General features: G+C 66.8%; 12 protein-coding genes and 1 pseudogene. 5 read left to right on the top strand and 8 right to left on the bottom strand.

Annotated elements, in window-relative coordinates:
- Nucleotides 1–151 precede the first annotated feature (151 nt).
- From ACRDU5_RS06670 to ACRDU5_RS06660, 3 genes are read right to left on the bottom strand one after another with little or no spacing between them, the layout of a single operon-like run.
- Nucleotides 152–907, bottom strand: coding sequence for an Rv2686c family ABC transporter permease subunit (locus ACRDU5_RS06670; RefSeq protein WP_526613700.1), 756 nt, complete (start codon nt 905–907; stop codon nt 152–154).
- Nucleotides 907–1,617 (bottom strand): fluoroquinolone export ABC transporter permease subunit, encoded by a 711-nt coding sequence (locus ACRDU5_RS06665; protein ID WP_526613699.1) that lies wholly within the window; start codon nt 1,615–1,617, stop codon nt 907–909. Before ACRDU5_RS06665 ends, ACRDU5_RS06670 begins: the two co-directional genes overlap by 1 nt.
- The gene (locus tag ACRDU5_RS06660) at nt 1,614–2,519 is read right to left on the bottom strand and encodes an ATP-binding cassette domain-containing protein (protein WP_526613698.1); all 906 of its coding nucleotides are present in this window, start codon (nt 2,517–2,519) and stop codon (nt 1,614–1,616) included. The genes ACRDU5_RS06665 and ACRDU5_RS06660 overlap by 4 nt, the downstream gene beginning before the upstream one ends.
- A gap of 183 nt (nt 2,520–2,702) precedes the next feature.
- Between ACRDU5_RS06660 and ACRDU5_RS06655 the strand changes: the two genes are divergently transcribed.
- On the top strand, nt 2,703–3,089 hold the full coding sequence (locus tag ACRDU5_RS06655; protein ID WP_526613702.1) for a GbsR/MarR family transcriptional regulator: 387 nt from the start codon (nt 2,703–2,705) through the stop codon (nt 3,087–3,089).
- 39 nt (nt 3,090–3,128) lie between these two features.
- Nucleotides 3,129–3,602 carry an Rv1443c family protein gene (locus ACRDU5_RS06650; RefSeq protein ID WP_526613697.1) on the top strand — a complete coding sequence of 158 codons (474 nt, stop codon included), beginning with the start codon at nt 3,129–3,131 and terminating at the stop codon, nt 3,600–3,602.
- On the opposite strand, the gene ACRDU5_RS06645 is transcribed toward ACRDU5_RS06650, so the two are convergent.
- Together ACRDU5_RS06645 and ACRDU5_RS06640 are read right to left on the bottom strand one after the other, a co-directional pair.
- Nucleotides 3,583–4,812, bottom strand: a complete 1,230-nt coding sequence (locus ACRDU5_RS06645; protein ID WP_526613696.1) for a class I SAM-dependent RNA methyltransferase — start codon at nt 4,810–4,812, stop codon at nt 3,583–3,585. The genes ACRDU5_RS06650 and ACRDU5_RS06645 overlap by 20 nt on opposite strands.
- Nucleotides 4,809–6,803 carry an amino acid permease gene (locus tag ACRDU5_RS06640; RefSeq protein WP_526613695.1) on the bottom strand — a complete coding sequence of 665 codons (1,995 nt, stop codon included), beginning with the start codon at nt 6,801–6,803 and terminating at the stop codon, nt 4,809–4,811. Before ACRDU5_RS06640 ends, ACRDU5_RS06645 begins: the two co-directional genes overlap by 4 nt.
- Before the next feature lie 97 nt (nt 6,804–6,900).
- On the opposite strand from ACRDU5_RS06640, the gene ACRDU5_RS06635 reads away from it, so the two are divergent.
- Both ACRDU5_RS06635 and ACRDU5_RS06630 read left to right on the top strand, forming a co-directional pair.
- Nucleotides 6,901–7,578, top strand: a complete 678-nt coding sequence (locus ACRDU5_RS06635) for a potassium channel family protein (RefSeq protein ID WP_526613694.1) — start codon at nt 6,901–6,903, stop codon at nt 7,576–7,578.
- Complete coding sequence (locus ACRDU5_RS06630) at nt 7,575–8,243, top strand: potassium channel family protein (protein ID WP_526613693.1); 669 nt, start codon at nt 7,575–7,577, stop codon at nt 8,241–8,243. Before ACRDU5_RS06635 ends, ACRDU5_RS06630 begins: the two co-directional genes overlap by 4 nt.
- Here the strand turns inward: ACRDU5_RS06630 and ACRDU5_RS06625 are convergent.
- From ACRDU5_RS06625 to ACRDU5_RS06615, 3 genes are all read right to left on the bottom strand, one after another.
- Entirely contained in the window at nt 8,240–9,718 is a 1,479-nt protein-coding gene (locus ACRDU5_RS06625; protein WP_526613692.1) for an MFS transporter, read from the bottom strand. The two genes, ACRDU5_RS06630 and ACRDU5_RS06625, sit on opposite strands and share 4 nt — an antisense overlap.
- Complete coding sequence (locus ACRDU5_RS06620; protein ID WP_526613701.1) at nt 9,715–10,344, bottom strand: DUF3159 domain-containing protein; 630 nt, start codon at nt 10,342–10,344, stop codon at nt 9,715–9,717. Before ACRDU5_RS06620 ends, ACRDU5_RS06625 begins: the two co-directional genes overlap by 4 nt.
- A gap of 62 nt (nt 10,345–10,406) precedes the next feature.
- Complete coding sequence (locus ACRDU5_RS06615) at nt 10,407–10,778, bottom strand: OB-fold nucleic acid binding domain-containing protein (protein WP_526613691.1); 372 nt, start codon at nt 10,776–10,778, stop codon at nt 10,407–10,409.
- 133 nt (nt 10,779–10,911) lie between these two features.
- Here ACRDU5_RS06615 and ACRDU5_RS06610 point away from each other — a divergent pair.
- Nucleotides 10,912–11,262, top strand: a pseudogene (locus ACRDU5_RS06610) (alpha/beta hydrolase); the annotation flags it as partial.

The following is an 11,262-nucleotide window of genomic DNA, read 5'->3' as shown; positions in this document are numbered from 1 at the left end:
GCCCCGCAGCGCCCGGCGGCGCCCCCGGCAGCGCCGGGCGAATCGCCCGCCACGGCGGCGGAACTCAGGGAGGCCCTTGCTGAACTGCGCGCTGTGGTCGAACGGCTGGAGAAAGCGATCGGCGCAGTCGAGTCGCCCGGCGGATAGGCCGTCAGGAGTTCTTTGCGAGGAAGCGGCGGAACAGCGGCCACGCGATGGCCATGTTGTAGACCGCGCCAATGGCGACGTATGGCCACCAGGTGCCGTGATCGCTGGCGACAAAGAATGCCTTGGCCGCCCAATAGGGCGGCAACACGCCGAAGACAAGGTTCCACGCGGAGTCGATGAACCACGGCAGGGCCGGAAGCCCGGCCATGAGCATGCCGAGGGCGCGCACCATCGCGATGCCCTGGATCTTGTTGTTCGCCACCGTCACGATCAGCAGCAGACACACGACCGCCGACAATCCGGACAACAGCCCGATCGGGATCAGCGCGGGGACCAGGCCGGGCTCGAGTATCCCGCTGAACGAGAGCGTCGCGACCACATACACAGCGGTCAACACCATGACCGCGCCGGCGCGATACGCGAAGAAGGTCGACAGCGGTACCGGGGTCACCCGCAGCGCGGTCAACGTGCCGGCGTCGACCTCATCCAGCACCAGAAACGCGGCGATCGCGCCGGTGATGATGATGCTCGTCAACAGCAGAAACGCGGTAAGGACCAGCGGATAGTACGGAACCAGATCGAAATCGTAACGCTGCGAGAGCATCTCGGTAAACAACGGCGTGAGGAACGCAACACCCGTGGTCCAGATGACGGGGGCAAGGACGATCATCCACAGGAGCGGTTCGCGGTATGTGCCGCGAATGTCGTTGCGGCCGAACGCAAGCAGCGCACGTGCGCTAGTTGTTGCAAGAATCGCCATTACAGCACGCCCGACCTTTCGATGACGAAGCGACCGAACATCGCCCTGGCCGCCCAGTACAACCCCGCCAGGCACCCAACCGGATACAGCACCGCGTAGATCACCTGCCACGGCGCCAGCGTCACCTGATCGAACGCCGCCCCGAGCAGGTATAGCGGTCCCTGTGTCGGGATGAGATAGAGGATCGGGTTGGGCCACAGGCCCGAGTAGTGCAAAACCGGCAGACTCAGCACGGCAAGTGGGATGGTCGCCGCCAGGAACCAGTCGGTCACCGAGGCGAACGGCAGCGAGCTGATGAATCCCACCACAAGCATCACCAGTGTCCCGAGTACGACGCCCACGACTAGCGGCACCGGGCGATAGGCGAACCCGTCGGCGACGGTTGCCACGACCACCGCTACGAACAATGAGATCAGCACCAGCACAGTCAATTTGGCCGCCAAATACTCCCAGAACCGCAGCGGCGTGGAGAGGATCGCGCCGATGGTGCGTTCCTGTTTCTCGAAGAACACCGTGCCCCCGATGAAGAAGAACCCGATGATCGCAATGTCGCCGACCAGGACGTAGGGCTCGGCGACCGGGCGCAGGCTGGCCGGCATCGGCAGCAGCACGGCCAGCCAGATGAGTCCCGAGAAGATGCCCGCGTGCAGGAACTTCTGCCTTACTTGAAGGGTCAGCTCGAGCCGCAGCGCGCTCAACAACCGAGTCATGTCAGCCGCCTCCCGGTGACCTCCACGAACACGTCGTCCAGGCTGGCTTCCCTACTGTGAATCGTCTCGACGTGGTGGTTTCGTAGCAACGCATGGAACGCCGGGTCGTCAGCCAAGGCGTCCATACCGAATTCGGCCGTTTCGAGGGCGCCGTTGTTGCCCCGGTACTCCACCCGAACACGTCGCTGGCTGCGGGCGATCTTCAGCTCGGTGGGCGTGTTCAGCGCGACAATGCTGCCGTCGACGACGAAGGCGACCCGGTCGCACAACTCGTCGGCGGTCGCCATGTCATGGGTAGTGAGGAAGACCGTTCGGCCACGCGCCTTCAGGTCTCCGATGATGTTCTTGACCTTGCGGGCGTTCACCGGGTCCATTCCTGAGGTGGGCTCGTCCAAGAAGAGCAGCTCCGGGTCGTTGATCAGCGACCGGGCGAACGTCAGCCGCATCTGCATCCCCTTGGAGTACTTGCCTACCCGCGTGTCGGCGTCGTCGGCCAGCCCGACGGCGGTCAGCAGCTCCATCGGATCCACCGTGTCGACGGCGTACAGCGACGCGAAGAACTGCAGATTCTCCCGGCCGGTGAGCTTCTGGTAGTGATTGGGCAGTTCGAACGAGACACCGATTCGCTGGTAGTAATCGGGCCCCCAGGCCAGCGGGTCCTTGCCCCACACCGCGGCCTCGCCACCGTGGCCGCGGAGCAGGCCGATGAGCAGCTTTTGCGTCGTGGACTTTCCGGCGCCGCTGGGCCCGAGAAATCCGAAGATCTCGCCGCGGGCGACGGCGAAGTCCATGCCGCGCACCGCTGGTTCGGTTGCCTTCGGATAGCTGAACGTGAGCCCGCGAACGCGGATCACCTCGGTCATAACACTCGATGATGACGCTGCCGCCGTAACGGTATGCATGAGTTGGTCGGCCCCTTCCCGGACAGACGGATATCAAGTTTCCGACCAGACTTCCCGGAGCGCCGGCACTCACTATACTGAGTTTTCAGAAATTATTGAAGACCGGATACGGAAGGAGTGCGAGTGTCCAAGGCACCAGAAGAGGTCGCCGAGGAACTGGCGCTTGTCCTCACCAATCACGGGATGCAGCGCATGACGGCGCGGGTTCTGGCCGCCCTGCTGTTCACCGAGCGGCCCACCATGACGATGGGTGAACTCGCCGACCGGCTGCAGGCCAGCTCGGGCGCGATCTCCGGGGCGGTCAAGATGCTCACGTCGGTCGGTTTGGTGGAACGGGTGCCCGCGCCGGGGAGCCGGCGAGACCACTACCGACTGCGCGACAATGCCTGGGCGATCCAATACACCAACCAGAACGAAGTCATCTCGGCGGTGCAGGCCGCCGCCGAGGCAGGGATCGCCGCGACTGACGCGGACAGCTTGGCCCGCCAGCGCGTAACCCAGATGCGCGACTTTCACAACTTCCTGCTCGAGGAGATCCCGGCGCTGTTGGACCGCTGGCACCGGAGGTAGCAGTCCGCTGGGCCGTCGCGTCGGATACGTTCGACGACGATGGCAATCGTCGAGCGGGAGAGCATCGTCGACGCGCCCGCCGAGCGGGTGTGGGAGCGGGTGGTCACCCCGGAGGGAATCAACGACGAGCTCCGACCATGGATGACGATGTCAATGCCGCGCGGCGCCAAATCGCTAACCGTGGACACCGTGCCGGTAGGAACACCGATCGGCCGTGCGTGGATCAGGTTGTTCGGTGTCCTGCCGATCGATTATGACCGGCTGTCCATCGCCGAACTCGACCCCGGACGAAGCTTCCGCGAGGAATCGACAATGATGAGCATGCGCCAGTGGCGGCACGAACGCAGTGTGACACCCGACGGCGACGCAAAATCGATTGTGCGCGACCGGATCACCTTCCAACTCCGAGCGCCACTGCGACTGGCGGCACCACTCTTTGCGGCCGGCTTACGTGCGCTCTTCGGTCATCGGCACCGGCGACTGCAGCAATACTTCAGCGCGTCAGCACCGTGACGCACTCGACATGGTGGGTCAGCGGGAAGGAGTCGAACACCCGCAGCTCCTCCACCGTGTAGCCGTGTCCGAGATAGAGCCCGATGTCACGCGCGAATGAGGCCGCCTCACAACCGATGTGGATCACTCGCGGGACATCGGCGGCCGCCAGCAGATCGATCACATCGCGGCCGGCGCCGGACCGCGGCGGGTCCAGCACCGCGACGTCGGCGCGCTTGCGCTGCGCCGCCACCGCGCGGCGCACCGAGTCGGTGATCACCGAGACGCTGCGCAGGTCCGCGAGCGCGGTGCGGGCCGAACGCGATGCGCCGCGCGACGTGTCGACGCTCACCACCTGCCCGCCGTCGCCCACCGCCTCGCCGAGCACCGCGGCAAAAATCCCGGCACCGCCGTAGAGATCCCATGCCGTCATCCCATCGCGCAGGTGCGCCCAGTCGGCCACCAGCCCGCTGTACACCCGCGCGGCCTCCCGGTGCGCCTGCCAGAATGCCGTCACCGGCACCCGCCAGACCCGTCCGTTGACGCGCTGCGTCGCCTCGTAATTGCCCTCGACCACGCGGGTCGCGGTTCTCTTACCGACGCGCGGGCCGGACTGCACGACATGGCGCGCTCCGTCGTCGTCGACCGCCACGTTCAGGTGCGCCCCGGGCGGCCAGCCGCCGCCGTCCAGGCCGTCGAGCATTCCGGTCGGCAGCTGTCCACACCGCAGGTCGGTGACCAGCGCTTCACTGTGATAGCGGTGGAAGCCGGCCCGCCCGTCGTCCGAGGTGGCCAACCGGACCCGGGTGCGCCAGCCGGTGGCATCACCGGCCCCGACCGGCTCGGCAACCGCGTCGGACTCGTCACGCCAGTGATACCCGCCCAGCTTGGCGAGCTGATTGGCGACGACGGCACCCTTGAGACGGCGGGCGGCGCCGGGTTCGGCGAACGCCAGATCACAGCAGCCGGCCGCGTCCACACCGGCGATCGGGCACAGCGGGTCGACCCGGTCCGGGGACGGCTCGATCACCTCGACAACATGGGCGTGCCAATAGGATCCGTGATCGGCGACCACCCGGACCCGGACCCGCTCCTGCGGCAGCGCATAGCGCACGAACACCACCCGGCCCTCGTGGCGCGCCACACAGCTTCCGCCGTTGGCCGGCGGCCCGGTGGTGAGGACGAGTTCGGCCGGTAACGGCGACCGGCCGGTGCGCGGTGATTCGGTCAATCCAGGAAGCCTCGACGGGCGTCGCCCGGTGCCGCGTGCGGCTGCAACGTCTTGAGTCGCTCCGACGAACTGAGCTGCCAGGGAACGGAAGTCACCATCACGTTCGGCTCGAACAACAGCCGGCCCTTGAGCCGCAACGCGCTCTGGTTGTGCAATACCTGCTCCCACCAATGACCGACGACGTACTCGGGGATGAAAACGGTGACCACGGTCCGCGGCGACTCCTTGCTGACACGCTTAACATAATCGAGCACGGGCCGGGTGATCTCACGGTACGGAGAGGCGATCACTTTGAGCGGCACCGAGATATCGCTCTCCTCCCATTTGTGCACCAGCTGACGGGTCTCGGCGTCGTCGACGCTGACCGTGATCGCTTCAAGCGCATCGGGCCGGGTTGCCCGCGCGTACGCTAGGGCGCGCAACGTGGGCAGGTGCAATTTGGACACCAGCACGATGGCGTGGTTGCGGCTGGGCAGAACGATCCCGCCCTCCTCGGCAGCCTGCTGTTCCTCCAGCTCGTGCGCGACGGTGTCGTAATGCCGACGGATCATTTTCATGATCACGAACAGCCCGCCCATCGCCAAGATCGCGATCCAAGCTCCGGCAAGGAATTTCGTCACTACCACGACGACGAGCACTGTGCCGGTGGCTGTGAGGCCGATAGCGTTGATCACCCGTGAACGCACCATCTTCCGCCGCACCGCCGGATCGGTTTCGACGCCCAGCAGCCGGGTCCAGTGCCGGACCATGCCGATCTGGCTGAGCGTGAAGGACACGAACACCCCGACGATGTAGAGATGGATCAGCGCGGTGACCTCGGCTCGGAACGCAACGATGAACGCAATCGCGGCAACCGCCAGGAACCAGATGCCATTTGAAAAAGCCAGCCGGTCGCCGCGGGTGTGTAGCTGACGGGGCAGGTAACGGTCTTGGGCCAGAATCGATCCCAGCACCGGGAAGCCGTTGAACGCGGTGTTGGCGGCAAGCACCAGGATCAGCGCCGTGACGCCGGTGATAACGAAAAGCCCAAGGGGAAAGCCTTGGAAGATTGTCTCGGCCAGCTGCGCGATCAGCGTTTTTTGCTGGTAGTCGGGCGGTGCGCCGACCAGCTGTTCCTCGGGGCGCTCCGCGATTTTGACGCCGGTTGCCCTGGCCAACATGATCATGCCCATGAACAACGACACCGCGATGATGCCCAGCATAAGAAGCGTGGTGGCGGCGTTGCGGGACTTCGGCTTTCGGAATGCCGGCACCCCGTTGCTGATGGCCTCGACCCCGGTCAACGCGGCGCTGCCCGACGAGAACGCCCGGGCCACCAGCAACACCATTGCGAGTCCTGCCAGTTCATGCTCCGGCTCCATTTCGAATGCGGCCGACTCAGCCCGCAGAGGCTCACCGAGCAGATAAATCTGGAACACACCCCAAGCCAGCATCGTGTACATGCCGACCAAGAACGCGTACGTCGGAATCGCGAAGGCGGTGCCCGATTCCCTGATACCGCGCAGATTCATTGCGGTCAGCAGCAGAACCGCGGTGATCGCGAAGGCGACCTTGTGCTCGGCGACGAACGGCACGGCGGATCCGATGTTCGACGCCGCCGACGAGATCGAGACCGCGACCGTCAGCACATAATCCACCAGCAGCGCGCTCGCAACCGTTAGACCCGCGGTGGGCCCGAGGTTGGTGCTCACCACCTCGTAGTCGCCGCCGCCGGACGGATAGGCGTGCACGTTCTGCCGGTAGCTGGCAATCACAACCAGCAGCACGATGGACACCGCCAGCCCGATCCACGGCGCCATCGAATAGGCGGCCAGGCCGGCCACCGACAGCACGAGAAAGATTTCCTCGGGCGCGTACGCCACCGAGGACATCGGGTCGGACGCGAAGACCGGCAGCGCGATCCGTTTCGGCAGCAACTGGTGATGAAGCCTGTCGCTGCGGAACGGCCGGCCGAGGACCAGCCGCCGGGCGGCGGTCGAGAGCTTGGACACGAGAGCCAAGAGTAAGCCCAGACGTGGCTGGCTGTAGCGTTCCGAGTGCGCAGATTTGAGACGGCATTTTCACGCTGCTGCCGAAAGGACCGCGAACGTGCGTGTAGTGGTGATGGGATGCGGCCGGGTGGGCGCGTCGCTGGCCGACAGCCTGGCCCGTATCGGCCACGACGTCGCGATCATCGACCGTGACAGCACCGCGTTCAACCGACTCAGCCCAGACTTCAGCGGCGAGCGGGTGCTGGGCATGGGTTTCGACCGCGACGTCCTGCTGCGGGCCGGCATCGAGGAGGCCGCGGCCTTTGCGGCGGTGTCCTCCGGCGACAACTCGAACATCATCTCGGCGCGGGTTGCCCGCGAGACCTTCGGCGTCGAGCGCGTGGTGGCCCGCATCTACGACGCCGGACGCGCCGCGGTCTACGAACGGCTGGGCATTCCGACGGTGGCCACCGTGCCGTGGACCACCGATCGGCTGCTCAACGTGCTGACCCGCGAGACCGAGACCACCAAGTGGCGAGATCCGTCCGGCAATGTCGCGGTCGCGGAGCTGGCGTTGCACGAGGACTGGGTGGGCCGCCCGATGACCGACCTGGAAGCCGCCACCGGGGCCCGGGTGGCGTTCATGATCCGGTTCGGCAGTGGTCTGCTGCCCGACCTCAAGACGGTGATCCAGGCCGGCGACCAGGTGTATGTCGCCGCGGTGGCCGGGCACATCGCCGAGGCGCTGGCCATCGCCGCGCTGCCGCCGAGTGAAGAGATCGAGGCCGAACGATGAAAGTCGCGATCGCCGGAGCCGGCGCCGTCGGCCGATCCATCGCGCGGGAACTTCTCGAGAACGATCACGAAGTGACCCTGCTTGAACGCAATCCCGACCACATCGACGTCGACGCCATTCCGGCCGCGCATTGGCGGCTGGGAGACGCCTGCGAGCTGAGCCTGCTCGAGTCGGTGCACCTGGAGGAGTTCGACGTGGTGATCGCCGCGACCGGCGACGACAAGGTCAACGTGGTGGTCAGCCTGCTGGCCAAGACGGAGTTCGCGGTGCCGCGGGTGGTGGCACGGGCAAACGACCCCCGCAACGAGTGGCTGTTCGACGAGGCGTGGGGCGTCGACGTCGCGGTGTCCACTCCCCGGATGCTGGCCTCGTTGGTCGAGGAGGCGGTCGCGGTCGGCGATCTGGTGCACCTGATGGACTTCCGCACCGGGCAGGCCAACCTGATCGAGCTCACGCTGCCCGACGACACGCCATGGGGCGGTAAGCCGCTGCGCAAGCTGGACCTTCCCCGGGACGTCGCGCTGGTGACCATCCTGCGGGGGCCACGGGTGATCGTTCCGCAGGGCGACGAGCCGCTCGAAGGCGGCGACGAGCTGCTCTTCGTCGCGGTGCCCGAGGTCGAAGACGAGCTGCGGGACCTGCTGCTGCACGCGCAGAAGCGCTAGCCCGCAGCGCGATCTGCGTACGCCGGGGGCGGGGCAACTCGGTCGTGACAGCACGCCGTGGTGGCATCCGACACCCGGCTAGCGTCGTGCTGCTCGTTGCGGATGCCCAGCCAGGAGATCAGTCCAGCCACCGCGAACAGCGCGGCAACCACCAGCGAGCCCTGCCGGAACCCATCGAAATCGATTGCGCTCACGCCATTCCCGTCGCTTCGCTCGCCCAGGGCGATGATCACACCGGTGAAGGCGATCGCGATCAGGCCGGCGATGCGCGATATCGCGTTGTTGATCGCCGAACCGATCCCGCTCTGTGCCGGATCCACCGCGGCGAGGATCGCCGCCGTCAACGGTGACACCGTGATCGACAGTCCGAGGCCGAACACCACCAGGCCGGGCAGCAGCTGCGTCCAGAAGTCAAACGGGCGCTCGGCGGTCGCCATCAGCAGGTATCCGGCCGCGGCGACGAGCGGACCGACCGCCATGTAGAGCCGCGGACCGTGTCGGCCGGCCAGCGTGCCGAACAACCGGGCCAGGAAGAAGGACAGCACCGGGATCGGCAGCGTGGCGATCCCGGCTTGGGTGGCCGACATGCCCGCCGCCTCCTGCAGGAACAGCACGACCATCAGCATGCCCAGTGACACCCCGGCGTAGACGAAGACGGTGGCAAGGTTGCCGACGGCGAAATTTCGTGCGGCGAAGATGTGCAACGGCATCATCGGGTGCGCCGCCCTGCGCTCCCACCACGGGAACGCGATCAGGCAGCCGACACCGACCACCAGGCCGGCCAGCACCGTCGGATGCGAGAGGCCGAAGCGCTGCTGCTCGATGAGCGCGTACACGGTGCCGGTCAGCCCGACGGCGTTGAGCACGGCTCCGACGACGTCGATCTTGGCCGACCGCGTGGCGACGAACTCGTCACGAGGCAGCTTGGTGGTCAGGTACAGCGTGATCGCCAGCGGCACGATGTTCACACCGAAGATCCATCGCCAGTTGAGCGCATCGACCAGGACGCCGCCCAGCAGCGGGCCGATGACGAAAGCCGTTCCGGTCCAAGCGGTCCAGGTGCCGATCGCACGGGCCTGTTCGGCGCCCGAGAAGCGGGCGTTGATCATCGCCAGCGAGCTGGGCACCAGAAATGCGGCACCCACGCCCTGCAGGCAACGGGCGGCGATGAGCACCCAGCCGCTGGCCGCCAGTGCGCACAGCAGGGATGCGACCGTGAAGACGACCAGCCCCATCCGCAGCACCGCCAGCCGCCCCAACGCGTCGGAGATCGCGCCGGCGACGAGGATCAGCGCGCCGAGGGTGAGCAGGTAGCCGTCCACCACCCACTGCTGCAACGCCAGCCCTCCGTCGAACTCGCGGCCGATCGCGGGCAGCGCGAGGTTGACCACCGAGCCGTCGAGGAAGGCCACGAAGGAGGCCAGGACCGCGACCACGAGCAGCGGCCGACCGGTGCGCTCGTGCGTCTCGGTCAACTAGAGTCCCGCACCGCGTCCTCGGCGTCAGAGGTGTGCGTCTCCTCCGCCGGGGTATGCGCGTGCAGTGCGCGCTGCGCCGACCGGATGGCCAGATAGGTGGCCAGCGCGGCCAGCGCCGTCAGCGGCCATCCCATCGCGATGCGGGCGACGCCAAGCCATCCGGTCTGGTCGGCGTCGTAGAGATGGTGCTGCACGACGAACCGCGACGCGAACACCAGTACCCAGGTGACCGTCGCGATGTCGAAGGCCACCACCGCCCGGCGCACCTGACGCCAGCCGCGGTCATGTCCGTTGACCCAGCCCCAGATGTAGCCGACGACGGGGCGGCGGAACAGCACCGACAGCCCGAACACCGCCGCCCAGAACAGCGACGACCAGATGCCGAGCAGGAAATAGCCCTTGGACTCCCCCATCAGGTAGGCGATCAGCGCGCACACCCCGACGCCGATGAACCCAGATATCGCGGGTTGGGTGGATTCGCGCCGGGCCAGCCGCCACGCCATGATCAGCGCGGCCACACTCAACGCGGCGATGACCGCCGGCGTCAAACCGAACAGTGATGAGACCGGAACGAACACCAGCACCGGAAGGGCGGAGTAGATCAGCCCGCTGAAGCCACCCATTTGGTCGAGCAGCGCCTGGGCGCCGGTGCGCTTATCGGACACGAGATTCGGTTGGGTCCCGACTACTTCTGAATCTCGTAGTGCGGGTTGTAGATCGCCTTGGTGCCGTTCTCCAGCTTGCCCACTCGACCGTGCACGCGCAGCGTGCGGCCCGATTCGATACCGGGGATGCGGCGCTGCCCGAGCCAGACCAGCATCACCGCTTCGGTCCCGTCGAACAGCTCGGCCTTGACACCGCCGGCGCAACCCTTGGCGTTTGCCTCGACGCTGCGCAAGGTGCCGATCATCGTCACTTCCTGGCCGCGCTTGCAGTCGACCGCCTTCTGCGCGCCGGTGCCGGCGGCCTCTTCGGTCAACTCCTTGACGTCGAGTTGCTCTGGGTCCTCCGTCAGCCGACGCGTGAGCCGGCGCAGATACCCTTCGGCCGAAGCCATGGCTTCTCCTGCCAATCTGTGAATCCACCGTGGATCCACCAACGAACGCCACGGTAGACCTGTTGGTTCGGCAATGCCACGCTGATACCGGGTCGCCGCGCCAGTGATTTCAGCCACACGGCACGATCAACTGATGGCTGTCGACTTGGGCGGCGTCACGACGGTTCTGCTGCCCGGCACCGGATCCGACGACGACTACGTCTACCGGGCGTTTGCACCCGCCCTGCACAAGGCCGGCGCCGTCGTGGTGACGCCGCCGCCGCAGCCGGACCGCTTGATCGACGGCTACCTATCCGAGCTGGACGATGCCGCACGGCCGGGGGCCATTGCGGTGGGCGGGGTGTCCCTCGGGGCGGCGGTGGCGGTCGCCTGGGCGCTGGCCCATCCCGCCCGCGCCGTCGCGGTGCTGGCGGCGTTGCCGGCGTGGACGGGTTCGCCGGAGATTGCGCCGGCCGCGCAGGCCGCGCGGCACTCGGCGCAGATG

This window comes from Mycobacterium sp. (assembly GCF_050701515.1).
In the GTDB taxonomy this organism is placed as follows: Bacteria; Actinomycetota; Actinomycetes; order Mycobacteriales; family Mycobacteriaceae; genus Mycobacterium.
This window is presented reverse-complemented; position numbering and strand designations above follow the sequence as displayed.